This window comes from Nitrobacter sp. (assembly GCF_047149785.1).
Lineage (GTDB): Bacteria > Pseudomonadota > Alphaproteobacteria > Rhizobiales > Xanthobacteraceae > Nitrobacter.
The window spans coordinates 640823-665459 of record NZ_BAAGBE010000001.1; the positions used below are offsets into that span (position 1 = coordinate 640823).

The following is a 24637-nucleotide window of genomic DNA, read 5'->3' on the forward strand; positions in this document are numbered from 1 at the left end:
ATTTTGGTGGTTGATCGAGGTCACTGGATTCCCGAATCAGATTTTCGATGATTCATGCAGGGCACCGCCGCAAACAGCTCGGCAGTGTTCGATAACTCGCACTGCAATGTCTCGACCGACAAAGCCGTGACGGCGCTCGAAAGTGTCGACGATCTCGTCGTCTCACCGGCAGGATACGATGAGCGGTCAGCTCCGTGCCAGATGTCGTCGCTCACACGTTCAGATCGATAAAACTAACCCGCCCGAGTCTACGTCACGCTGGATAAAATTTGGGCGCAACATCAAAGGATCTTCCTGGGATCGGCTCCGCTGCGCTTTCGGCCTTGTGGGGGTCTTTATCTGCGTGAGTGGCTGGTTCGCTGGCGCGTTTCTGCCAAAAGGCAAAAGGAACGTCCTGCGGCCACCGGGTCAGCTAGCGAACGAGTCCCGTTGCGCGCTGCTTGGCGCGGCGCCCTCCGACTACAATTGACCAGCCGCTTCTCCTAATATAAGCCCAAGGCGCCAGCGGCCGGAGGATAATCTAATCATCTGGTTTTTGCTAGTAAATAGGTTCTGCGAGTCCCGTAGCCTTTGCATGAAATCCGATCTCATTAACAAACTGAAGTCAACGAACGCTGTGATTGGCGTTGTAGGACTTGGTTATGTCGGCCTGCCGCTGACGCTTAGATATTGCGAGGTTGGTTACAGGGTGGTCGGCTTCGACATTGACCAGGGCAAGGTGGACACGCTGAAGCGAGGCGAGTCCTACATCGAGCATATCTCAGCCGCGGACATCAAAAGAGCGGTGGCAGGCCGCTTTGAACCAACGTCGGATTTCTCCCGTGCTCGCGAAGTCGATGCGCTGATTCTGTGCGTGCCGACGCCGCTCGACCGGTATCGCGAGCCGGACTTGAGCTTCGTTCTCGACACCACGGACGCGCTAGTTCCTCATCTGCACGAGAACATGGTGATTTCGCTTGAAAGCACCACTTACCCGGGCACGACGGATGAAGAATTGAAGCCGCGCATCGAGACACGCGGATTAAAGGTCGGCAAGAACGTCTACCTCGTGTTTTCTCCCGAGCGGGAAGATCCGGGAAACCAGAGTTTTTCCACCCGGACGATTCCAAAGGTCTGCGGCGGTCATACGCCGGATTGTCTCGAGGTCGGTCTCGCGCTTTACGGCAGCGTGATCGACCGCGTTGTTCCCGTCAGTTCGACGCGTGCCGCCGAACTTACTAAGCTGCTCGAGAATATCCATCGTTCCGTCAATATCGGTCTCGTCAACGAAATGAAGATGGTGGCGGATCGTATGGGAATCGATATCCACGAGGTGATCCGCGCGGCGGCGACCAAGCCGTTCGGCTTCGTGCCATATTATCCAGGTCCCGGGATCGGCGGACACTGCATTCCGATCGATCCGTTCTATCTGACCTGGAAGGCACGCGAATACGGCATGCACACGCGCTTCATCGAACTCGCGGGTGAGATTAATTCGTCGATGCCGGATTACGTCATCGCAAAGGTCGCCGACGGACTCAACGCCAAGAAGAAGTCGGTCAACGGCAGCAAGGTTCTCGTCCTCGGCATCGCCTACAAGAAGAACGTTGACGACATGCGGGAGTCCCCCTCGGTCTTCCTGATGGAGAAGCTGCGCGATCTTGGCGCCGAGGTTGCCTACAGCGATCCGCATATCCCGGTGTTTCCGAAAATGCGGCAGCACAGTTTTGCCTTATCGAGCGTCGCACTTTCGGCGGAATCCCTCAAGAAGTTCGATTGCGTTCTGCTGGCAACCGATCACGACAAATTTGATTACGATCTCATCAAGACGCACGCGCCGCTGCTGGTCGATTGTCGCGGCAAGTATTGCGAAGGCGCCGCTCACATCGTCAAGGCCTGATCATGCTCGAGTACCCAGCCGGCATCACTGATCGCAAGATCAAATTAGCGCTCGCAGGCTGCGGACGGATAGCGCAGAACCATTTCGCGGCTATCAAGCAGCATCATAACCGGGTGGAGCTTGTCAGCGTCTGTGACGTCAATGCCAAGATGCTCGATGCCGCCGCCAAAGTGACGGGGGCAGAGCCGTACAGCAGCCTCGGCAGCATGCTCGCTAAAACGGATGCCGACGTCGTGGTGCTGACGACTCCGAGCGGATTGCATGCCGAGCAGGCCATCAAGGTTGCAACGTCCGGCCGTCATGTCATGACTGAGAAGCCGATGGCCACCAAGTGGGCCGACGGACTGCGGATGGTGAGGGCTTGCGACGAGGCCGGGGTCCGCCTTTTCGTGGTGAAACAGAACCGCAAGAACGCGACGCTTCAGCTCCTAAAGCGGGCTGTGGAGAGCGGCCGTTTCGGTCGCATCTATATGGTCAACATCAACGTGTTCTGGACCCGCCCACAGGAATATTACGATAGCGCAGAATGGCGCGGCACGTGGGAGTTCGACGGCGGCGCCATGATGAATCAGGCGAGCCATTATGTCGATCTGCTGGAGTGGCTGATCGGGCCGATCGAGAGCATTCAGGCCTATACGGCGACGCTCGCCCGCCACATCGAGGTCGAGGATACGGCCGCTATTGGCGTACGCTGGCGTTCCGGGGCTCTTGGCTCAATGAATGTGACGATGCTGACCTATCCGAAGAATTTCGAAGGAAGCATCACGATTCTCGGCGAGAAGGGAACGGTGCGAGTGGGCGGTGTCGCAGTTAACGAAATCCAGCATTGGGAATTCGCCGAGCAGCACCCCGACGACGAGAAGATCAAGTCGGCGAGCTATGAGACCACATCGGTTTACGGTTTTGGTCACCCGTTGTATTACGACAACGTCATCGAAGTGCTGCGCGGCGACGCGGAGCCCGTGACCGACGGCCGCGATGGCTTGAAGTCGCTCGAGGTTCTGATCGCTTCCTATCTTTCGGCGCGTGACGGCAAGCGTGTCTGTCTGCCGTTGGACTACTGATATGGCGGTGACGATTCATCCCACCGCGATTATCGACGAGGGCGCTGAAATCGGCGACGGCTCCCGCATTTGGCACTGGGTTCACGTGTGCGGCAAAGCACGCATCGGACGTGGTTGCTCGCTCGGTCAGAACGTTTTTATCGGTAACGACGTGGTGATCGGCAATAACGTCAAGATCCAGAACAATGTTTCGGTCTACGACGCGGTCCGCCTTGAAGATGATGTCTTTTGCGGCCCAAGCGTGGTCTTCACCAACGTCTATAATCCACGCTCGGCGATCGCCCGCAAGGATGAATATCGTCAAACCTTTGTCCGCAAGGGTGCAACCCTCGGCGCCAACTGCACCATTGTCTGCGGTTGCACGATCGGCGAGAACGCCTTTGTTGCGGCGGGGGCGGTTATCAACCGGGATGTTGCGCCGTTTGGATTGATGGCGGGCGTGCCTGCACGTCGGCTTGGCTGGATGTGCCTGTGCGGTATCCAACTGCCTAAAAAGGTCGGCAATGTCAGCTGCGAGGCTTGTAGGCGCGCGTACGACGTTGGCAAAGAATCGTGCAGGCTCGCCCCGCCGGCGCAAAATGGCGAAATCAGTTCGCAAGCGCGGCGCGCACAGCCTCGATGATACGTTCCTGGGTCAATTTATCGAGGTAGGCGTGCATCGGCAGGCTGATGACCTCGTGCGACAGCCTTGAACAGCCTTTGCAGGCATGTGCTGCTGCATTCAGTCCTCTGGACGATCAGCCGGCGACGCGGCGCGGAGCCGGCCGCACCGGCGGCGCGACGGAAGACGGCGCTTCAAGGCACTTGATCGCGATCTCGAGGCTGGCGACGCCTTCGCCGCCGCAGCATTGCCCGAACGCACCTCGGTCGCGCAAGGGATCACCGATGCCGGCGAGGCGGTCCTCGGCTTCGGCTTTCGCATTATTGCGTACCTTCGCAAGTGAAGCCTGCACCTTCTCCTCTGCCTTCAGATCGAGTTCACGTTTGGCATCGTCAAGTTCGCGTGTTTTGCGCATCACCTCAGCCTGGGCCTTCTGGGCGTCTGCCAGCTTGAACTTACTGGCGTTCAGGTTACGCTGCAGTTCGGCCAAGCGTCGATCGTGCTCCGCAAGGTCACCCGCCAACGCGCGGCGAATCCTTTTCTCCTGGGATTTAGCAATCGAAGCCGGCCGGCGCGCAATTTCCTGGCGATCTCGATGTCGATGGCCTTGCGGGTTTTGGCAAGCGCACGGCTGCGCAAACTTGAGGTGATGGGCGTCGCATGGGGTAGTGTCCGCGAGATGCAGGCGAAGGCACTCGCAGAGTTGGTGAAAGCACCAGAGCGTGATAATGCGAAGGCCATCCGACGGCTGGGAGCATTAGACCGCTACGAAAGATATGCGCTCACCGTGCGGGTTCGCGCCCAACGAGTTTTGGAGAACTGCCAAAACGAAGCCAATTAATCTATAAGAATCAATGGTCTAATATATAACAACTGCGTCAGGGAAGGAGAGGGGCGCGAGGCCGATACGGTGATAATTCGGAGCGAGCTTCGTCCCGGTCGTCCAGTCCAGCCTGCCATTCCTCACCCATGCCCCATCATCAATATGTGCTGACGCTCTCTTGCCCCGACCGGCCCGGAATTGTATCCGCGGTCTCGACGTTCCTGGCGCATAACGGCCAGAACATCATCGACGCCCAGCAGTTCGACGACGCCGAGACCGGTCGTTTCTTCATGCGGGTGGTGTTCAATGCCGCCGACCTCGCGGTGACGCTTCCGGTATTACAGACCGGTTTTGCCGCGATCGCCGAACGTTTCGGCATGACCTGGCAGATGCGCGATCGCGCCGCGCGGCGAAAGGTGATGCTGCTGGTATCGAAGTCCGATCATTGCCTGGTCGACATTCTGTACCGTTGGCGCACAAGCGAGCTTGCGATGATCCCGACCGCCATCGTGTCCAATCATCCGCGCGAGACCTATGCGCATCTCGATTTCGGCGACGTTCCCTTTCACCACCTGCCGGTGACGAGGGAGACCAGACGCGAACAGGAGGCGGCGATCCTCGACCTGGTGACGGAGACCCGCACCGATCTGGTGGTGCTGGCGCGCTACATGCAGATCCTGTCGAACGAGACGAGCGCGAAGCTCTCGGGCCGATGCATCAACATCCACCATTCCTTCCTGCCGGGTTTCAAGGGCGCGCGGCCTTATCATCAGGCTCACGAGCATGGCGTCAAGCTGATCGGCGCGACAGCGCATTATGTCACCAGCGATCTCGACGAGGGACCGATCATCGATCAGGATGTCGAGCGCATCAGCCATCGCGATACGCCCGACGCATTGATCCGGAAGGGACGCGACATCGAGCGGCGCGTGCTTGCGCGCGCCATTCGTCACCATCTGGACGATCGAGTGATCCTCAACGGCCGCAAGACCGTGGTGTTCATGGATTGAGCGGGACGGTGAACGCCGCCGTCAGAGCATGATCCCGAAAAGCGGGAACCGGTTTTCGGATAAGGCCATGCTCCAATCAAAGAAAGATGAGGCTTAGAGTCTGATTCAATGCAATTGAATCAGACTTTAGAGCGTTTTCAGGCGAAGTGGCTCCCGGTTCGCGTCAAGAAAACGCGTCAAGTCAAAATCATAGAGCCTCGCTTCTGATTCCATCAGAAGCGGAAAGACTCTAGGTCACGAACCCATAAATGGGATTCCGTTTGGACGGGAGGCGTGATTCAATCTCCGAAGCACGGGAGGATTGAATGGCGCGTTTTGATCTGACGGATTTTGAATGGTCTGTGATCCAGCCGCTGTTGCCGAACAAATCGCGCGGCGTTGCACGGGTGGACGACCGACGGGTGCTGAACGGGATTTTCTGGCGGCTGCGCACCGGCGCGCCGTGGGCGGACATTCCGGCGCGCTACGGCCCGCATACGACCTGCGTGAACCGCTTCAACCGGTGGCGCAAGGCCGGCGTATGGGATCGAATTCTGTCGGCGGTTTCAAAGGCTTATGAGGGCGACATTCAAATGATCGATTCATCGTCGATCCGGGTGCACCAGCACGCCGCCAACGGTCAAAAAAACAGACGCGATCCCGTTGCATGGGTCGCTCGCGCGGCGGGCTGACCACCAAGATCCACGCGCTGGTGGATGCGTGCGGCTTGCCGATCGTCCTCAAGATCACCGAAGGCCAGGCGCATGACGGGCGCAGTGCGCAGGACATGATCGACACGATTGGGCGCGGCGACGTGCTGCTGGCGGACCGGGCCTACGACTCCAACGCCCTGCGCCAGACCCTGGCCGCGCGCGGCGCGACAGCCAATGTAAAGCCGATGCCAAATCGCGTCATGGCCCTGAGGTTCAACAGGCGGCTCTATCGCAAGCGCAACCTGGTCGAACGCTTCTTCAACAAAATCAAGCATTATCGCGCTGTCGCAACCCGCTACGACAAGCGCGACGACAACTTCCTCGCTGCCATCAAGCTCGCCTCAATCCGAATCTGGTTGCGATTTAATGAGTCGATGACCTAGTGGATCGCGCCCGTCGCGTTATTCGACGACTGAGCGGCGGTGTCGTTCGTCGTCTTCGGCGTCAGGCGCTCGCGTTCACGCTCTTTCATCATCTCATCATATTTCGCGGTGCCGGGCCGGGGAGGGGCGTCGGCCGGAAGGCCTCCGGCCCATTGCGGGATCGCATCGCCCATTCCGGCCGCCAGATGCGAATTGATGCTGCCGCAGCCTCCCAGGCTGCATACGATCGGCAGGGTGCAAAGCAGGATCGGAATTCGGCGCGCGGGGCAGGTCATGGCTGGATGAATAAAATCCCGGTGTGGAAATTGCGGGGCGGGCGGGCCCGTTTGGAAGCGCCCGTCCGCCATACCGGATCATGGAAGCGATTACCTTCCCAAAAGATTAGCGGAAGGGTCATTGTGGAGTAATTAAATACCGTGGTCGCTCTCTGTGCTTTGGTGGCCGGAGCGGCGGGGAGGTGCCCGCAGCCCGTTTTTCGATCTCGCGCCGCTGATCTTGCCGCCCCTGAGGGGTTGTCATCGTGCCGCACCCGCAACAGCCCAAAACGGTTGTTGCCGGCGGCAATTCGCTATATTCAGTTCACTACAGCCAACGTGAGAGGGTGGACATGCGCAAGGCGATGACGTGGGGTCTGGCGTGGGGTGCGGCGTTGGCCTCAGCCGCAGCCTGGCCTGCCGCCGATGCGCAGGAGGCCGCCGCGCCGGCCTGCGCCGTCCCCGTCGCGCCCACGGGCGAACTGGCGCCCTGGACCACGCCATCCCGGTTGCAGGCGGCCGAGAACGCGGCGGGCACGTCACGCGCGCGCCTGCCGGTCGGCCAGGCGGCGCGTCTGGCGTTGCTGCAAACGCCCGAGGTGCGCTATCCGCTGCGTCCCGAGAAGCCGGGCGGCTCGGTCAGCTATGGCGGTCTCGTGCAGATCGACGTGCACGAGGCCGGCACCTACCGCCTGGCGCTCGATTCGGCTGCCTGGATCGACGTCGTGCGCGACAAGCAGGCCGTAACCTCAAGTGCGCATGGGCATGGGCCGAACTGCACCGGGATCCGCAAGATGGTGGATTTTCCTCTCACCCCCGGCTCCTACGTTCTGCAGATCGCGGCCAACGGCCAGCCGCAGATGACGGTGCTGGTCGCGCGCCTGCCCTGATCCCGTGTCGGCTTGGCGCTTCTCGCTTCTGGTGCTGTCGGCCGGGCTCCTGCTGACAGCAGCGGTCCTGGCATGGCGCTGGACGCTGCCTGCCGGAGTTCCGCCGCCGCCGGTCCCGGCCGACAATCCCACGACCGCCGCCAAGGTCGAGCTTGGCCGGCGGCTGTTCTACGACGCCGACCTCTCGGCCGATGGCACCATGTCCTGCGCCACCTGCCATGAGCAGAAACACGCTTTTGCCGATGGCAACCGCACCCATCCCGGCGTGACCGACGAGCCGGGGCGGCGCAACGTTCCCGGGCTCGCCAATGTTGCCTGGTTCACGCCGCTGATGTTTGCGGACCCGGCGAACACGACGCTCGAGACGCAGGCGGCGTCACCGGTATTCGGCACCCGTCCCGTCGAGATGGGCATGGCGGGGCGCGAAGCCGAGATCGGGGCGCGCCTCGGACGCGATCACTGCTACCGGGCGATGTTTGCGCGCGCCTTCCCTGAAGACGGCGGGCGCATCGACTTCGCCAACGTGGCGCGCGCGCTGGCGAGCTTCGAGCGCACGCTCGTCTCCTACGGCACCGCATGGGACCGGCAGCAACTCGGCCCGGACGCAAAGGCCGGGTCAGGGCTGTTCGCCCGCGATTGCGCGGCCTGCCATTCGGGGCCGAATTTCACGGATCTGACCATGCACCGGCTCGCTCCGGCCGATGCCGCGCTGGCCGATCAGGGGCTGTTCGAGAAAACCGGAATCGACGCCGACCGGGGCAAGTTCCGGACACCCTCGCTGCGCAATGTCGCGCTGACGGGTCCCTGGTGGCATGACGGATCGGCCCGAACACTTGACGGGGCCATCGCACGGCATGGCCTGACCCACGATGCGGAGGAGATGGCGCAGTTGATCGCTTTCCTCGAGGCCCTGTCCGATCCCGAGTTCACCCGGCGCAAATCGCTCGCCATGCCCAGCGAGGCTTGCGGCAAGCGTCTCTAAGCCGCCGGAAAAGATCTACGCTCGGTCCCGGCCGACGCTGCTGTAGACAAAACCCAGGTCCGCCATCTCAGTGGGACGGTAGACGTTGCGCAGATCGACCATGACCGGCTGCTTCATGATGCGTTTCAGCCGCGGCAGGTCGAGCGCGCGGAACTGGACCCATTCGGTCACGATCACCAGCGCGTCGGCATCTTGCGCACAGGCATAGGCATCGTCGCAGTAGTCGATATCGGGCAACTCGCGCCGCGCCTCCGTCATGCTCGCGGGGTCGAAGGCGCGGACCTTCGCGCCCATGTCGCAAAGGCCGGTGATCAGCGGGATCGACGGCGCCTCGCGCATGTCGTCGGTGTCGGGCTTGAACGCCAGCCCCAGCACCGCGATGGTCGTGTTGCGCAGATTGCCGCCGAGCGCCTGCGCCACCTTGCGCGCCATCGCGCGCTTGCGGTTGTCGTTGACGGTGACGACCGCCTCCACGATGCGAAGCTGGGCGTCGTGATCTTCCGCGATCTTCACCAGCGCGCGGGTGTCCTTGGGAAAACAGGAGCCGCCGTAGCCGGGGCCCGCGTGCAGGAACTTGGTGCCGATTCGGTTGTCGAGGCCGATGCCGCGCGCGACCTCCTGGATGTCGGCGCCGACCTTTTCGGACAGGTCGGCGATTTCGTTGATGAAGGTGATCTTGGTCGCGAGAAAGGCGTTGGCCGCGTATTTGATCAGTTCGGCGGTGCGGCGCGCGGTGAACATCAGCGGCGCCTGATTGAGCGACAGCGGCCGGTAGATGTCGCCGAGCGCCTTGCGGCCGCGTTCGTCGGAGGTTCCGATCACGATGCGGTCGGGAAACTTGAAATCGCGGATCGCCGCGCCCTCGCGCAGGAATTCGGGGTTGGACGCCACCGCCACGTCGGCCGACGGATTGGCTTCGAAGATCAGCCGCTCCACCTCGTCGCCGGTGCCGACCGGCACGGTCGATTTGGTCACCACCACGGTGAATCCGCGCAACGCCGCCGCGACCTCGCGCGCGGCGGCGTAGACGTAGCTGAGATCGGCATGACCGTCGCCACGGCGCGAGGGGGTGCCGACAGCGATGAACACCGCATCCGCTTCCGCCACCGGGGCGGCAAGATCGGTGGTGAAATCGAGCCGCGACGCCGCCACGTTGGTCGCGACCAGCGCCTCGAGGCCCGGCTCGAAGATCGGGATTTTGCCGCGGCAAAGCGCGTCGATCTTCGCCGCATCCTTGTCGACGCAGGTGACGCGATGCCCGAAATCGGCAAAGCAGGCCCCGGACACGAGGCCTACGTAGCCTGTGCCAATCATGGCGATGCGCATCGAATAAACCTATCGGCCTGATGATGATCCGGAGGGATTCTTAAACAGCGTCTTAGCAGACGGCGGGCGCGGCTGACGAGGCATCCGCGGCCGTCATCATCCGCGGCCCTTATGGCGGATCGAAGGAAAACAGGGATGAGCGGCAATGCCGCCTGTACGTCGGGTTTCAATGGTGGGCAGAAGCTGATAGGAGGATAATGACGCATCTTTCTGCCCATCCACCTGGCCCCCTAACAAGCCGTCATGACGAACGACGAACTGCTGAGCCGGATTTCCGATTATTGCCGCCAGGCCGGGATGGCGGAGTCGACCTTCGGCCGGCGCGCCGTCAATGACGGCAAGCTCGTGCCGCGGCTGCGCGAGGGCAAGCGCATCACCATCGACACGCTGAACCGGATCGAGGCCTGTATCGCCTCGGGCTCGCCGGATGGCGCGGCCGCCATCCGCCGGCCGGAGCCGATCGAGCGCCGCGATCCCCGCGCCAATTTCCGTTTCTTCGAGAACCGGCAGAAGTATCTGCTGTTCGTCCATACCTGCAGCGAGAAGCGCGTCATCGCCGACCGTGTTGCGCTGGAGTTCGGCAGCATCCATCCGCGGCCGCCGGCGCTGCGGGTGTTCGACGCGGGCGTCGGCGACGGCACGGTGCTGGCGCGGGTGATGCGCTCCATGCACGTCCGCTTTCCCCACATGCCGTTCTATGTCGCGGGCAAGGAACTCAGCCTCGAGGACATCAAGCTGACGCTCGACAAGGCGCCGGACCGGCTGTTCGAGCACCCGGCGACCGTCATGGTGCTGACCAATATGAATTACGCGGAAGCGCCCTGGCTCGCGCCCCGCTCGCCACAGGCCGCAGCCGGCATGGTGTGGCGCGAGGTGCGGCTGCGAGGAGCGTCTTCCGGCGAGTTCGAGGCGCAAATTCGGGACCTGTGGCCGTATCTTGAGGAGAACTGGCGGGCGAATGTCAGTCCGGTCACGGGGATGCCGGTCTACGAGCGCCCGGTCGTGTTGGTGATCTACCGGGAAGACCATCAATTTATGCTCGACCCGGTGATCCCCCAGGCCGGGCGGGTCGAGGCCAGCTTCGATCTGGTGATCGCGTCGCAGCCCTACCGGGCCAGATCGTCCCTCAACTTCAGGGCCAGACGGATCATCGCTCCCCTGGCGAGGGCATTGCGGCGTGGCGGGCGGTTGATAGGAATACATTCTTATGGACATGACCCCGGACTGGAGATCGTCCAGGCGGCCTGGCCCGGAGAAAATCCTTTCGCCGTGAGCCGTCATGAGCTATTGCGCGCTGTGAAATACGAGCTCGGCTCGGTGGGGCGCGACCTTAATTTCAACGCTTATGCCGACCACCGTTCGATTTTTCGCTATGATATGGAAGCGCTGCCCAATGAGGTCACGGGATCGATCGGTACCTCGACGGCCTTCGCAGCGTGGAATGCGGCGGTTTACGTCGCCCAGGTCGAAGACGACCGGTTGACGGAGATGACCCAAAGCGGCCGCTATCTGGACGCCACCAGGGAGGTTTTGCGCAAGCACAACGGTCTCTGGTTCTACGACGAATCCTACGTCATCTCGCGTCGTCGGGACTGACATTTCAGGACAACACCACGAATGACTGCCAACGCTGGCGGATGAAGGGACGATTGATGCGCGGATCTTACTTGTTCACGAGTGAATCGGTTTCGGAAGGGCATCCCGACAAGGTGTGCGACCGCATCTCCGACGAGATCGTCGATCTGTTTTTCAGCGAGGGCCCGAAAGCCGGCATCGATCCTTGGGCGATCCGCGCGGCCTGCGAGACGCTCGCCACCACCAACAAGGTGGTGATCGCCGGGGAAACGCGCGGACCGGACTCAGTCACCAAGGACAAGATCGAGAGCGTGGTTCGCGACGCCATCAAGGACATCGGCTACGAGCAGGACGGCTTTCACTGGAAGACTTGCGACATCGACATCTTGCTGCATCCGCAGTCGGCCGACATCGCGCAGGGCGTCGACGCCTTGCAGCCCGGCACCAACAAGGAAGAGGGCGCCGGTGACCAGGGCATCATGTTCGGCTACGCCTGCAACGAGACGCCGGACCTGATGCCGGCGCCGATCTTCTACGCCCACAAGATCCTGCGGCTGATTTCCGAGGCCCGCCACTCCGGCAAGGAAAAGGTGCTGGGGCCGGACTCCAAGAGCCAGGTCACGGTGCAATACGAGAACGGCAAGCCGGTCGGCGTGCGCGAAATCGTGGTGTCGCACCAGCATCTCGTCGAGGACATGAGTTCCGACCAAGTGCGCGAGCGCGTCGAGCCCTATGTGCGCGAGGCGCTGCCGAAGGGATGGATCACCGACAAGACCATCTGGCATATCAATCCCACCGGCAAGTTTTTTATCGGCGGTCCCGACGGCGACGCCGGTTTGACCGGCCGCAAGATCATCGTCGACACCTACGGCGGCGCGGCGCCGCATGGCGGCGGCGCGTTCTCCGGCAAGGATCCGACCAAGGTCGACCGCTCGGCGGCCTATGCCGCGCGCTACCTCGCCAAGAACATCGTCGCCGCCGGTCTTGCCGACCGCTGCACCTTGCAGCTTGCCTACGCCATCGGCGTCGCGCGTCCGCTGTCGATCTACATCGATACGCACGGCACCGGAAAGGTGCCGGAAGACACGCTGGAGCGGATCGCCTCCGAGGCGATGGACCTGACGCCGCGCGGCATCCGCAAGCATCTCGACCTGAACCGGCCGATCTATGCGCGCACCTCGTCCTACGGCCATTTCGGCCGCACGCCGGACAACGAGGGCGGTTTCTCCTGGGAGAAGACCGACCTCGCCGAGGTGATCAAGCGCGCGGTGTGACAACAAGCAAGACGTCATGCGCGGCCTTGTGCCGGGCATCCATGTCTTTCTTTTTGTCAGCAAGACGTGGATGGCCGGGACGAGCCCGACCATGACGAAGGAAAGATGACGCCGCTTCTTCACTCGCTTGCAGACGGGGAGGGGGAGCCGCAACAAGGGATCCGACCGACATGACCACCGCTACCGCCGCCAAGACGCCCGCAGGCTTCACCGACTATATCGTCAAGGACATCGGCCTTGCCGATTTCGGCCGCAAGGAAATCTCGCTCGCCGAGACTGAGATGCCCGGACTGATGGCGACGCGCGAGGAATACGGCCCCAGGCAACCCCTGAAGGGCGCGCGCATTGCCGGCTCGCTGCACATGACGATTCAGACCGCGGTACTGATCGAAACGCTGAAGGCGCTGGGCGCGGACATCCGCTGGGTCTCCTGCAACATCTATTCGACCCAGGATCATGCCGCCGCCGCGATCGCCGCCGCCGGCATTCCGGTGTTCGCGGTGAAAGGCGAGACGCTGAAGGACTACTGGGACTACACCGCGCGCCTGTTCGACTGGCACGGCGGTGGACACCCGAACATGATCCTCGACGACGGCGGCGACGCGACGCTGCTGATCCATCTGGGCGTGCGCGCCGAGAAGGGCGACGTGGCATTTTTGGACAAGCCCGGCGCGGAAGAAGAGGAGGTGCTGTTCGCGCTCATCAAGCGTCTCTTGAAAGAGAAGCCGAAGGGCTGGTTCGGCGAGGTCGCCAAATCCATCAAGGGCGTTTCGGAGGAGACCACCACCGGCGTGCATCGTCTCTACGAGATGCAGAAGGCCGGCACGCTGTTGTGGCCCGCGATCAACGTCAACGACAGCGTCACCAAGTCGAAGTTCGACAATCTCTATGGCTGCCGCGAGTCGCTGGTCGACGGCATCCGCCGCGGCACCGACGTGATGATGAGCGGAAAGGTCGCCATGGTCGCGGGCTTCGGCGACGTCGGCAAGGGCTCGGCCGCGAGCCTACGCCAGGCCGGTTGCCGCGTCATGGTCTCGGAGATCGATCCGATCTGCGCGCTGCAGGCGGCGATGGAAGGCTACGAGGTCGTGACCATGGAGGACGCAGCACCCCGCGCCGACATCTTCGTCACCGCCACGGGCAACAAGGACATCATCACCCTTGAGCACATGCGCGCGATGAAGGATCGCGCCATCGTCTGCAACATCGGGCATTTCGATAACGAAATTCAGGTCGGCGCGCTGAAGAATTTGAAGTGGGACAACATCAAGCCGCAGGTGGACGAGATCACCTTCGCCGACGGCAAGCGTATGATCCTGCTGTCGGAAGGCCGCCTGGTGAACCTTGGCAACGCCATGGGACATCCGAGCTTCGTGATGTCGGCGTCGTTCACCAACCAGACGCTGGCGCAGATCGAGCTGTTCGCCAACAACAACGACGGCAAGTACAAGCGCGAGGTCTACGTGCTGCCCAAGACGCTGGACGAGAAGGTGGCGCGGCTGCATCTGAACAAGATCGGCGTCAGGCTCACCGAGTTGCGCAAGGACCAGGCCGACTACATCGGCGTCAAGGTCGAAGGCCCGTTCAAGAGCGATCACTACCGCTATTGAGCGGCATTATCCGTCATTCCGGACGGCTTGCAGGGCAAGCCGATCCGGAATCCAGCTTCACGCGATAACTGGATTCCGGGATAGTCGCGTTGCGATGCCCACAGATGCGCAATCGCGCATCGGGAATGACGGGAAGGAAACACGGACGCCCGAGAAACAAAGAAGCCCCGGAGCGATCCGGGGCTGTGTGTGCCTTGTCAATCATTGGCGCTCGGCGGCCGCTTAGAACCTTTCCGCTTCTGATGGAATCAGAAGCGGGACTCTATGTTTTTGTTTTGACGCGTTTTCTTGACGCGAACCGATAGCCACGTCGCTCGAAAACGCTCAAATCAGCCTCACGTGGTCCGGCCGGTGCTCTTCTGCGACGCCAGAAAATCCGACAGTTTGGCGGTTTGTTTGGGCGTTGCCTTCTTGCCGCGGGCGGGCGCTTTCACCGGCTTCGGTTGCGCCGCCTCTTCGGCTTCCTTGGCGAGCCGTAGCGCGCGCAGGCGTTCCATATTCTTGCGTATAGCGACGTCGCGGGCTTCGATGTCTGCGCGCGCCTTCGCGCCCTCGATGGCGGCAGTGCGCATGCGCTCGTTGCGGGCCAGTTGTGCGGGGCTCGGCGGAGGCTTGGTCATGGAACCGATATAGGCACGATCCGCCGGAATGCCAGAGCAGGGCCGGGGTTTGCCGGTCGGCCGTCGTCGTCCGGAACCCGGCTCGAAGGCCCGCGTTGTCTCCGTTCGATTCCGCAAGCGTCCCCACCCGCATCCCGCGAGGCCTCCATGGAACATCTGCGATATCCGAACGAGAGCGAGGGCTATCGCGTGGCGCGCAACCGGCTGCTGGAGGAGGAGACCAAGCTGCGCGCGCAGATCGAGGCGGTGGCGGCGAGACGCCGCGCGCTGCCGCTGGGTGGCGAGGTACCGTGGGACTACGTGTTCGAACGCATCGGCGACGACCTCATGCCGCGGAAGGTGAGGATGTCAAAGCTGTTCGGGCCGCACGACACGCTGATCCTCTACAGCTTCATGTACGGTCCCGAGCGCGAATCGCCGTGCCCCGGCTGCACGCATCTTCTGGACGGGATCGACGGCGCCGCGCGGCATCTCACCCAGCGCGCGGCGTTTCACGTCGTTGCCAAATCGCCGATCGCGCGGCTGATGGCGTTCGCGCGCCGGCGCGGCTGGCAGCACCTGTCGCTGCTCTCGACCGCCGGCAACTGCTACGACGGCGACTATTTCGGCGACACCACGAAATTCTCAAAAGCCATGCGCGCGCAGCACAGGGTGCCGGAAGGCCAGAACTGGGACGAGACCATCTTCAACGTGTTCAAGAAGCGCAACGGAAAAATCCATCACTTCTGGGGTTCGGAAATGGCCTTCGCTCGGTCCGCGCCGGGCCAGCACCACCGCGCCGGCGATCTCGCCGATCCCTTGTGGAATTTGCTCGACATGACGCCGGAGGGACGAGGGGAGACGTGGTTTCCGAAGGTGGAATATTAGGCAGCCGTCGTTGTGACATTGCGCAGGTGGCTGGGATAAACCCGACCATGACGGAGATACGCAGATGTCCGCGCGAGCTAAGAGCGAAGTTTGCATTCGGACAGCAGGCTCTGCGCATGAGTCGCCTGTATTCGCTCCCCGCATTCGCAGACGAGCTCTTTTCGATCAGAAATTACCACCGTACCACATGAGGGGCAAACATAGGCCCAGTTTTCGAGTAGTTGATTAATTTCGATTTTTGGAAACAGGGCGATCAAGAGTCTTAGATCGCTGACGCCGTAAAGATGAAGAGGTCGGCTACCTTGATTCTCAATTTCGTCAATCTTCTTAATTGCACCGGAGTTTTGCCATGGGCCGATTCTATTTCGGGCTGCTTGGACGGAGATACGCAGTACATCGCTGGCTAATTGGTTAACAGTGAACGTTGCCGTTGCCAGTTTCTTTAATTGAATGAAACTATTGCCGAATAGCTCCTCTGCTCGTTCTTGTGCGAATGTCTGAATACCTCGGAAAATTGTTTCTTTTGGGATGGTAGGAGAAATTGGGTCTGAGCGGGTGTGTTCATCGACAATTCGCCCGCATACTCTAATCATGTCTCGTGGCGAGCCAGCCCCTAACCATGCGACCAGACGATGTGTGTTTAAGTCTTGAGTGTCGGTAAGCGAATTAAAGCTACTGTGTACGCCGTGGCTATATTCGCGCAATCGCTCCGAGAGCATCTTTTCTAATTCGGCAGTCTTCCAGTTCAACTCAAATATTTTAATCCGATCTGGTCTAGCGCCATGGCTAACATATTCATCCTTCAATTTGTCCCAAAGGAAAAACTTGAACGCGATCCCTTTTGTCTCAAGAGTCGGAAGGTCGGAGATTAAAGAACGAACTAACGCGAATGACTGCCGAGCATCTGCACCCGTAAGGACTGTTTCATCGACGCGGTCGATTAGTATATAAATTGAACGGAGGCCGCATTTTTTCGCAATTTCAACCTGCCTTCGAATATGAAATTTAAGCTGCTCATCTCGTTTGCTGTCATCGAATTTTAGCTGTGTTGCATCTATTGCACCGAAGCCATATTTCGCTATGAAAGCGTTAATAAGAGCGGCTATTTTGCCACCATATTTATTCCAAAGATCGTTCGCTTTGTCTCCAAAGTTCTTAAGTGATTTTAGCGCGCGCTCGAATTCTTCGGCCGAGAACGTCCCGAGAAAACGTTCAATTTGGAATTTCAGGATTTGCTTATCTTGGTCGGATAGTTTTGCAATCTTTTGAGGTTGACGATCAAGTTCGAATAAAATTCCTAGGAGAATAAGTGTGGCTATGTTCTTCAAATGGTAGTCGAGCGTAGCATCGTTCAACGAGAATTTAGTGGAGATAGGAAAGTCATCATACGTCGCGCAAAGAAAGGCTTGAGATTCACTACTCTTCTCAATCATCACGCGTTGAGCCGTTTTACCTCCGCCGCGCGGTGCAAGTATCACTTGGCTTTTCGGGTTATCTGCATCGCCAAGTACGGACGAAAAATAGGGAGGTGGTACGAAGTATCGTTCGAGTTTTGGTTCTTCGCCGGCATTAGTTGACTGAAACGGATCCTCCACAAATTTCTGTGCGGCAAGAAATGCGTTGACTGCCACCGCTGCCCCCCATCTGTTCGCGTCCCTCCGGCCGTAACATCAGAACTGCTGCACCTCAATAGCTTCCGTAATGACCAACAGCCTCCGCATGCTCGGGGGCAGTATATTGACAAAGGTTGTGATTTGGATTATATTCCTATCAATCCCGCCCCATAGAGGGGCGGCTCGCGATCGTCACGAACGCGGGGCGGGATGCGGTGGACGCGGCAGCGTCAGGCCGGAATGAAGGTCGCAGGGCGCAAGCCCGGAGCGAGGATGCTTTCCTCTTACGGAGGGGCATTCGAACTTCGGACGCCGCGTGAGGGACCGGAAGTCCGGCTGACGACGACGTTGCGCGTCGCGGCCGGGGCGGAGATGCGCTCCACCGTGACGCCTTTGCGCGCCGGCCCAAGTCGTGTGGTCCTTGCCGAAATCCGGCCTGCTCTTTCGCGCGCCAGCCGGCTCGCAAAAGTACCGCGGAGACGACGGCGTCAGGTCTCGACCGTTGCCGGGGAGAGCACGAAGCAAGCCGAAAAAACCACCGCGTGCGGAACGCCGGATGTATCCGGTGCTTTCGTGGTGGCTAACTCGTGCGCTTGTTTTTATCGCGCATGAGGCTGCGGACGCACCATGCGTCCGGCGTTCCGCGCGCCCTCACTTTTGGGCGTAGCGCGAATGGGGCAAGCCCCAAGCGCGCGTGAGAGGGACGGGATAGTTGAGCGACGGCGTCCCCGCGCCGCAAACAACAGGGGTGATGTCGCACGTCTGGAGTTTACCGTGGATTGTCATGAGCGCGAATAGCGCAAGCGCCACGCGCATTTTCGCGACAGCGCGCGCTACGCAAGCGGCCCCGTCGCGGCGTCGAGCCAGACTTTTGTGGCCTCGTCGAGATGCGGGCGCACCTCGCGGCGGACGCGGGCATGGTAGTCGTTGAGCCAGCGCGTTTCGTCGGCGCTGAGGCTGCGGTCGATCAGGCGGCGGTCGATCGGCGCCAGCGTCAAGGTCTCGAAACCGTTCATGGGCTTCTCGGCACCCGGTATCTCAGCGGCCGTGACCAGTACCAGATTTTCGATCCGGATGCCGAAGGCGTCACGCTTGTAATAGCCCGGCTCGTTGGACAGGATCATGCCGCGCTTCAAGGGCGTGGTGCCGAGTTTCGAAATCCGCGCCGGACCTTCATGCACCGAGAGATAGCTGCCGACGCCGTGACCTGTGCCGTGCTCGAAGTCGACGCCGGCCTGCCAGAGGAATTGCCGCGCCAGCGTGTCGAGCTGTGCGCCGGTGGTGCCGTCGGGAAACACCGCACGCGCGATGGCGATGTGGCCGCGCAGCACGCGCGTGAAACGGTCGCGCATCTCGTCGGTCGGCTGGCCGATCGCGATGGTGCGGGTGACGTCGGTGGTGCCGTCCTCGTATTGCGCGCCGGAATCGATCAGCAGCAGGTCGCCGGCCGCGATGCGGCGGTTGCTCTTGCGGGTGACGCGATAATGCACGATGGCGCCGTTCGGCCCGGTGCCCGAGATAGTCGGAAAGGAGACGTCCTTCAGCGCGCCGGTGTCGCGACGGAAGGTTTCCAGCGCCTCGACGGCGTCGATTTCGGTCAGCGTGCCCTTCGGCGCCTCGCGGTCGATCCAGGCGAGAAACCGCGCCAGCGCCACGGCGTCGCGTTGATGCGCGCTGCGCGCGCCCGCGATTTCGGTCGGGTTCTTCACGGCCTTCAGCAGCGCAACGGGATCGTTGCCGCGCATCGGCGTGCCGCCTGCGGAGGTGATGAGGCGGCTCAACGCGTCGGCGGCGGTGGCGCTGTCGAGTCCGATGGATGCGCCGGATCTCGCCGTTGCGGCCAGCGCCTCGGTCAACGCATCCGGTTCGCGCACCTCGGCGTTGCGCTCCAGATGATCGCGGCTGACGTTGGAGAGTTTGCGGGAGTCGATGAACACGACGGGGCAGCCGTCCTTCGGCACCAGCGCATAGGACAAAGGCAGCGGGGTGTGCGAGACATCGGCGCCGCGGATGTTGAAGGTCCAGGCCACGGCGTGGGAATCCGACAGCACCAGTGCATCGACGCCGAGCTTCGTCATCTCGGCACGGATGCGCGCCAGCTTGTCGGCCTCGGTCTCGCCTGCGAACCTCGCGCCATGGATCGTGACCGGGCCGAGCGGCGGCGCGGGCCGATCGGTCCAGATGCTGTCGATGGGATTGGTCTCGACGGGAATCAGGTCGGCGCCGGCCTTCGCGCAAGCCTTTGCGAGACGCTCCGCCGCCGCGGACGTATGCAGCCATGGATCGTAGCCGAGCCGGTCGCCGGCACTGAGATGCTCCGCCAGCCAGTTTTCGGGAGGCGGATCGACCAGCGAGGCGATGGCCCAGGCGTGAGTATCCACCTGTTGCGCCGCCTGCAACGTGTAGCGGCCATCGACAAACACCGCGGCCTCTTTCGAGAGCACGACGGCGAGGCCGGCCGATCCGGTGAAGCCGGTGAGCCATGCCAGCCGCTCCTCGGAGGGCGCGACATATTCGTTCTGCTGCTGGTCGGCGCGCGGAATCACGAAGCCGGTCAACTGTCGCCGGTGCAACTCCTCGCGAAACGCGGCGAGGCGGGCGGTGAGCGCGACGCCGCCCTCGAGGTCCTCGAAGGTCTGAAAGTGGGCTTCGAACATTGCGCGGGTATTCTAGAATTCCGGGATGGCGTCCGCAACGGCGGAGCGGGATCAGCGCTACCCTCGATTCTGCATCAGCAGGCTGCACCATCCGTCGACCCGCATCTGCCGGATCAGCACCAGCCCCTGCGCCCGGTAGGCCGCGATTACGCCGCGGGTCTGATGCGGCAGCAGCCCCGACAGGATCACCACGGCCTCGGACGCAAGGTGGGTCGCCATGACCGGCGCCATCTGCCGCAGCGGGTTGGCGAGAATGTTCGCCAGCACCAGATCGAACGGCGCGCGGGCGCGAAACAGCGGCGCGGAAAAGCCGGTCGCGCAGATCGACTCCACAAGATCGCCGACGCCGTTCAGCGCGGCGTTCTCGTTCGCCACGATCGTCGAACGCGGGTCGATGTCGCTGGCCAGCACTTTCCGACGCAGCGCCTTGGCCGCGGCGATGGCGAGGACGCCGGTGCCGGCGCCGAGATCGAGAACCCGCCGCGGCATCTTGCTGCGCAGCACCTGATCGAGCAGCAGCAGGCAGCCGCGGGTCGTGCCATGGTGACCGGTGCCGAACGCCAGCGCGGCCTCGATCTCGATGCCGAGTTTGTTTGGCGGGACACGCGCGCGGTCATGCCGGCCATGGACGACGAAACGGCCGGCGGGGACCGGCGCCAGTCCTTCGAGGCTGGCCTCGACCCAATCCCTGGCGGCGATGGTGTCGAAGACGACGGTTCGCGCGACGGCATCGCCGGCGGCCAGCGTGACTTGCGCGCGAATTCGCTCTTCATCGGGCGGAGTGGCGAAGTGCATCGAAACGCCCCAGCGCCCGTCGCTGTGTTCGAATGCGGCGACGGCAAGTTCGCCGCCGTCGAGTGTCTCGGTCAGGAGGTCGACCACCCGCCGCGCGATCTGCTCCTCGCCGATGGCAAAGGTGGCGCGACTGGTCGCCGGCGTGACAGCGCTGGTCATCGGACATCCGACGTATGCGTGTTCAGGGCCAGATCGTGTTCCAGTTTCTGATGAGATAGCCGATGCCATAGGCCGGTCCGGCGACGAGAAGAATGGCAAGGACCATGACAAGCCAGCCCTTGAAGACACCGGCCCAGCCCCCCGTCTGCCAAAGCTCCCGCGGCCCCGGATGACCATAGGCCCACAGTGACCAGGAGGCGGCCAGGACCAGGTAGATGTCGAACGTGTTCAGGGACGTGCCGATGTAGCCTCCGTATAAAGGGATGATGATCGTGAGAAAGACCCGGCCAAGAATTTGCAGCACATAGACCCCCGGTAGTTGTCTGCTTTCGCACCTGCTTTAGTGCAAATTGGAAATTTAGACGATGGAAAACGCATGGGCTGAAAGACGCAGGCGGCCGGAATGACAACAAAGCGGCGGCCTGAGGTTGCCAAGAAGGCGGCCCATGTGGGTGTCGGAGCCGGTAAATCCAGCAAGAAAGCGTCGAGCATGAATGTTGAAATCTTCAATTAATAGAAATACATACCGTGGTTTATCAACAGCTTCAGATCTGAAGCGGCAAACTCTCTTTCAGAATATTATCAACAGCTTTTCCACATAGGTATCCACAGATTTATCCTCAGCTTGTCATCAAGCTTCGCAGACGCTTTCGACAGCCTTGTCCGGCGACAAAGGCGGTCCTGGTCGCGACCCGCGAGGGTTAATCTCCGGTAGCTCCTGTGTCCAAATCTCAGCGAAATCGCGGCGACGTTTCTTAGAGATTTGTCGTTATCGATGCTCTCCAAGCAGAACGCGGAGGCGTCATGGAAGGCATCGACGAGGTCGAGCCGGCCGGAAGGATATCCGGAATCGCGGTCGAGGACATCATGTGGGCAGTCGGTATCAGCATCGTTGTGCTCGGACTGACTCCGTTAGTGGCGGTCTATGTATTGCTGATCGCCTGAGCGTTAACGGCGGGCGAACAGCGCCCGGTGATCCTGCAGGATCGTGCGCGCCGCGTTATGGCCGGGTGCGCCGGTGACGCCGCCGCCAGGATGCGCGCCGGAGCCGCAATGATAGAGACCCTTCAGCGGCCCTCGATAATCCGCATGGCCGAGCATCGGCCGGGCCGAGAACAACTGGTTCAGCGTCAGCGCGCCGTGGAAGATGTCGCCGCCAAGCAACCCGAATTCACGCTCGAGGTCGAGCGGCGACAGGATCTGCCGGCCGATGATGCTGGCGGCAAAGCCCGGCGCGTAGCGGTCGACCGTCGCGGTCATGAGGTCGGCGACCTCATTGCGATGGTCGTCCCATGACGCGCCCTCGGGCAACTGCGGCGCCACATGCTGGCAGAACAGGCTGGCGACATGCCGGCCGGACGGGGCGAGCGAATCATCGATCACCGACGGGATCAGGACTTCGATCACCGGTTCGCGGCTCCAGCCGAACTGGCGCGCGTCCTGCCAGGCGCGGTCCATGTAGCCGAGACCGGGTGCGAGGATGATGCCGGCGCTGAGATGGTCGCCCGCGCCCGGCAAGGCGGAGAACGAGGGCAGGGAGGAGAGAGCCACGTTCATCCGAAACGTGCCGGAGCCGTTGCGCCAGTTGCTGATGCGGTTGAGGAAGGCGGGAGATAGGGAGCCTGCGGGCAACAGCCTCGTATAGAGCAGTTTCGGGTTGACGCTCGCAGCGACGTATTTTGCGCGGATCGTTCGCCCGTCGTCGAGGACGACACCCGTCGCGCGGCCGCGCTCGACGACGACTTCGCTTACGCCAGCCCCGGTTTCGATCTCGGCGCCATGCGCGCGGGCGGCCGCCGCCATCGCCTGGGTGATCGCGCCCATGCCGCCGATGGCGTGACCCCAGACGCCCTTCTTGCCGTTCACCTCCCCGAAAGCATGGTGCAGCATCACATAGGCCGAGCCGGCCGTGTAGGGGCTTGCGTAGTTGCCGACGATGGCGTCGAAGCCGAACAGCGCCTTGACCAGGTCGGCTTCGAAGCGGTCGTCGAGAATGTCTCCGGCCGATCGCGCAAAGAGGTCGAGCAGGCTGCGTTGCTGCTCCAGCGACAGATCGCGCAGGATTCCGGCGGAGCCGATGGCGTTTACGAATTCATGCGCGGCCTTGAGGCCAAATCTTTCGACGAGGTTCGGCGGCGCGCGCAGCACGAATTGCCGGACCACGTCGGCGATCTCGTCCAATTCGCGCATGAAGTCGCCGATCGCGCCGGCATCCCGTTCGCTCAGGCGAGCGACCGACGCTGCGGTGCGGCCTTCGCCGGTGAGAAGGTAACGGCCGTCGGGCGCAGGCAGGAAATTCTGGGCGCGGCGTTCGACAATCCGCAGGCCGTGGTCGTGCAGCCGCAAGTCGGCGATGACTTTCGGATTGAGCAGGCTGACGGTGTAGGCCGCGACCGAATTGCGGAAGCCCGGATGGAATTCCTCCGTCACCGCGGCGCCGCCCACCACTTTGCGCCGCTCTACGACCTTGACCCGCAGCCCGGCCCTCGCGAGATAGGCGGCGCAGGTAAGGCCGTTGTGGCCGGCGCCGATGATGACGACGTCAATGCCCGGCATGGTCCGCTTCGATGTGAACCAGCCGTTTCGTTCGGAGATCGTCAAGCGTCGCAGTCGCTTTTACCGGGAACGGCGAGGCTCGGATCAGTCGCCGAAATCCGTGAACAGGCCGCGCGGCTGATAAGGCCGCGGCGCATAAACCTGTGGCGGATAGGGTTGCGCATAACCGTAGTCTGCCTGATCGCCGTAATAATTCTGTCGTTGCCGGGGAACGTTCTGTGCGTCGTAAAGGCGGCGATAGTTGCGCGGCGCGGGGTAGCGCTGATCGCTGGAGCTGCCGTCCGCCGGATAGATATAGCCGTCGTCGCCGCGAACGGTGGCCTGCGGCTGCTGAACTGGCGCAATCTGCCCCGGCGTCAGGTCGACCGGATTTCCGGCGGCATCATAAGACTGGTAGTCCGGTCCAGGATCGCGACGGGCGACGTCGGTTTTGCGCTTGTTGCGAGGATTGCGCGCCAATGCGACGCGGGATGACCCGGTCAGCGTGACGGTTGTATTGAGAACGCCCTCTTTCTGGACCAGCGCATAAAGTGTCGCTGCATGGGCGCGTGAGATGCGCACGCAGCCGTGCGAAACGGGGACTCCGAGGCTGCCCTCGGAGAACGTGCCGTGGATGGCATGACCGACCTTGGTGAAGAAGATCGAGTGCGGCATCGGCGCGTCGTCGAACTCCTTGGAGAAATGGTTGGCTTCCATGCGGAACGCTTGAAAGCTGCCGTTGGGGGTTTCGTGAGATGGATTTCCACTCGAGACCGGCCAGCGATAACGCGCGACGCCGTCGACGGAGACGGTCATTTGCTGATTGTCCTTGTCGACAAGGATCGACACCTTCGCCTGGGCGGCGCTGCCAGCGGCAAGTAGAAACAGGCCGGCGACGGGAATAAGAAACTTACGCATTTTACCTCGGCCTCGAATGAAGTCTGCCGTCCCCGCTTTCCCATATATGCGCTCAAAATGATCCTGCTGCCAGTAGCGGATTTGAGCCGCGGTTAACTCGCCGAGCCGCA

General features: G+C 61.8%; 21 protein-coding genes and 2 pseudogenes. 13 read left to right on the top strand and 10 right to left on the bottom strand.

Translation table 11 applies throughout. The features are described 5' to 3' along the window. Nucleotides 1–574: 574 nt before the first annotated feature. From ACMDCM_RS02935 to ACMDCM_RS02945, 3 genes are read left to right on the top strand one after another with little or no spacing between them, the layout of a single operon-like run. Nucleotides 575–1879 carry a nucleotide sugar dehydrogenase gene (locus ACMDCM_RS02935; RefSeq protein ID WP_412772172.1) on the top strand — a complete coding sequence of 435 codons (1305 nt, stop codon included), beginning with the start codon at nt 575–577 and terminating at the stop codon, nt 1877–1879. Nucleotides 1880–1881: 2 nt separating this feature from the next. Then, the gene (locus ACMDCM_RS02940) at nt 1882–2943 is read left to right on the top strand and encodes a Gfo/Idh/MocA family protein (protein WP_412772173.1); all 1062 of its coding nucleotides are present in this window, start codon (nt 1882–1884) and stop codon (nt 2941–2943) included. Between the two features lies 1 nt (nt 2944). Beyond that, nucleotides 2945–3565: an acyltransferase gene (locus ACMDCM_RS02945; protein WP_412772174.1), complete on the top strand. Its 621-nt coding sequence runs from the start codon at nt 2945–2947 to the stop codon at nt 3563–3565. A gap of 115 nt (nt 3566–3680) precedes the next feature. Here ACMDCM_RS02945 and ACMDCM_RS02950 read toward each other — a convergent pair. Continuing rightward, nucleotides 3681–3785, bottom strand: a pseudogene (locus tag ACMDCM_RS02950) (gfo/Idh/MocA family oxidoreductase); the annotation flags it as partial. Between the two features lie 258 nt (nt 3786–4043). Between ACMDCM_RS02950 and ACMDCM_RS02955 the strand changes: the two are divergent. The 3 genes and pseudogenes from ACMDCM_RS02955 to ACMDCM_RS02965 all read left to right on the top strand — a co-directional run bounded on the left by ACMDCM_RS02955 (nt 4044) and on the right by ACMDCM_RS02965 (nt 6452). Next, nucleotides 4044–4385 (top strand): hypothetical protein, encoded by a 342-nt coding sequence (locus ACMDCM_RS02955; protein WP_412772175.1) that lies wholly within the window; start codon nt 4044–4046, stop codon nt 4383–4385. A gap of 128 nt (nt 4386–4513) precedes the next feature. Next, nucleotides 4514–5377, top strand: coding sequence for a formyltetrahydrofolate deformylase (gene purU, locus ACMDCM_RS02960; protein ID WP_412772176.1), 864 nt, complete (start codon nt 4514–4516; stop codon nt 5375–5377). A gap of 305 nt (nt 5378–5682) precedes the next feature. Beyond that, nucleotides 5683–6452, top strand: a pseudogene (locus ACMDCM_RS02965) (IS5 family transposase). Here the strand turns inward: ACMDCM_RS02965 and ACMDCM_RS02970 are convergent. After that, the gene (locus ACMDCM_RS02970; protein WP_412772177.1) at nt 6449–6799 is read right to left on the bottom strand and encodes a hypothetical protein; all 351 of its coding nucleotides are present in this window, start codon (nt 6797–6799) and stop codon (nt 6449–6451) included. The pseudogene ACMDCM_RS02965 and the gene ACMDCM_RS02970 sit on opposite strands and share 4 nt — an antisense overlap. 173 nt (nt 6800–6972) lie before the next feature. Here ACMDCM_RS02970 and ACMDCM_RS02975 point away from each other — a divergent pair, with 173 nt between their 5' ends. Further along, nucleotides 6973–7596, top strand: a complete 624-nt coding sequence (locus tag ACMDCM_RS02975; protein WP_412772178.1) for a hypothetical protein — start codon at nt 6973–6975, stop codon at nt 7594–7596. 4 nt (nt 7597–7600) lie between these two features. Then, on the top strand, nt 7601–8578 hold the full coding sequence (locus ACMDCM_RS02980; RefSeq protein ID WP_412772179.1) for a cytochrome-c peroxidase: 978 nt from the start codon (nt 7601–7603) through the stop codon (nt 8576–8578). Between the two features lie 15 nt (nt 8579–8593). On the opposite strand, the gene ACMDCM_RS02985 is transcribed toward ACMDCM_RS02980, so the two are convergent. Beyond that, nucleotides 8594–9904, bottom strand: a complete 1311-nt coding sequence (locus ACMDCM_RS02985; protein WP_412772180.1) for a UDP-glucose dehydrogenase family protein — start codon at nt 9902–9904, stop codon at nt 8594–8596. A 243-nt stretch (nt 9905–10147) separates the two neighbouring features. Between ACMDCM_RS02985 and ACMDCM_RS02990 the strand changes: the two genes are divergently transcribed. The 3 genes from ACMDCM_RS02990 (at nt 10148) to ahcY (ending at nt 14363) form a co-directional block, all read left to right on the top strand. Then, nucleotides 10148–11500, top strand: a complete 1353-nt coding sequence (locus tag ACMDCM_RS02990; RefSeq protein WP_412772181.1) for a hypothetical protein — start codon at nt 10148–10150, stop codon at nt 11498–11500. Between the two features lie 56 nt (nt 11501–11556). Beyond that, a complete protein-coding gene (gene metK / locus ACMDCM_RS02995; protein WP_412772182.1) occupies nt 11557–12753 on the top strand; it encodes a methionine adenosyltransferase in 1197 nt (398 codons plus the stop codon). 170 nt (nt 12754–12923) lie between these two features. After that, the gene (gene ahcY / locus ACMDCM_RS03000; protein ID WP_412772183.1) at nt 12924–14363 is read left to right on the top strand and encodes an adenosylhomocysteinase; all 1440 of its coding nucleotides are present in this window, start codon (nt 12924–12926) and stop codon (nt 14361–14363) included. 335 nt (nt 14364–14698) lie between these two features. Here ahcY and ACMDCM_RS03005 read toward each other — a convergent pair whose 3' ends face one another. Beyond that, nucleotides 14699–14983, bottom strand: a complete 285-nt coding sequence (locus ACMDCM_RS03005; protein WP_412772184.1) for a hypothetical protein — start codon at nt 14981–14983, stop codon at nt 14699–14701. A 147-nt stretch (nt 14984–15130) separates the two neighbouring features. On the opposite strand from ACMDCM_RS03005, the gene ACMDCM_RS03010 reads away from it, so the two are divergent. After that, nucleotides 15131–15850, top strand: a complete 720-nt coding sequence (locus ACMDCM_RS03010) for a DUF899 family protein (RefSeq protein ID WP_412772185.1) — start codon at nt 15131–15133, stop codon at nt 15848–15850. Nucleotides 15851–15927: 77 nt separating this feature from the next. Here the strand turns inward: ACMDCM_RS03010 and ACMDCM_RS03015 are convergent, their stop codons facing one another. The 4 genes from ACMDCM_RS03015 to ACMDCM_RS03030 all read right to left on the bottom strand — a co-directional run bounded on the left by ACMDCM_RS03015 (nt 15928) and on the right by ACMDCM_RS03030 (nt 21378). Continuing rightward, nucleotides 15928–17481 carry a P-loop ATPase, Sll1717 family gene (locus tag ACMDCM_RS03015; protein WP_412772186.1) on the bottom strand — a complete coding sequence of 518 codons (1554 nt, stop codon included), beginning with the start codon at nt 17479–17481 and terminating at the stop codon, nt 15928–15930. Between the two features lie 815 nt (nt 17482–18296). Next, nucleotides 18297–20120, bottom strand: a complete 1824-nt coding sequence (locus ACMDCM_RS03020; protein ID WP_412772187.1) for an aminopeptidase P family protein — start codon at nt 20118–20120, stop codon at nt 18297–18299. Between the two features lie 57 nt (nt 20121–20177). After that, nucleotides 20178–21074 carry a 50S ribosomal protein L11 methyltransferase gene (locus ACMDCM_RS03025; protein ID WP_412772188.1) on the bottom strand — a complete coding sequence of 299 codons (897 nt, stop codon included), beginning with the start codon at nt 21072–21074 and terminating at the stop codon, nt 20178–20180. A gap of 22 nt (nt 21075–21096) precedes the next feature. Continuing rightward, complete coding sequence (locus ACMDCM_RS03030) at nt 21097–21378, bottom strand: hypothetical protein (RefSeq protein WP_412772189.1); 282 nt, start codon at nt 21376–21378, stop codon at nt 21097–21099. A 500-nt stretch (nt 21379–21878) separates the two neighbouring features. Here ACMDCM_RS03030 and ACMDCM_RS03035 point away from each other — a divergent pair, with 500 nt between their 5' ends. Beyond that, nucleotides 21879–22019: a hypothetical protein gene (locus ACMDCM_RS03035; RefSeq protein ID WP_412772190.1), complete on the top strand. Its 141-nt coding sequence runs from the start codon at nt 21879–21881 to the stop codon at nt 22017–22019. 3 nt (nt 22020–22022) lie between these two features. Here ACMDCM_RS03035 and ACMDCM_RS03040 read toward each other — a convergent pair whose 3' ends face one another. Both ACMDCM_RS03040 and ACMDCM_RS03045 read right to left on the bottom strand, forming a co-directional pair. Next, entirely contained in the window at nt 22023–23630 is a 1608-nt protein-coding gene (locus tag ACMDCM_RS03040) for a phytoene desaturase family protein (protein WP_412772191.1), read from the bottom strand. 84 nt (nt 23631–23714) lie between these two features. Further along, a complete protein-coding gene (locus ACMDCM_RS03045; RefSeq protein WP_412772192.1) occupies nt 23715–24527 on the bottom strand; it encodes a L,D-transpeptidase in 813 nt (270 codons plus the stop codon). Nucleotides 24528–24637: the final 110 nt, after the last annotated feature.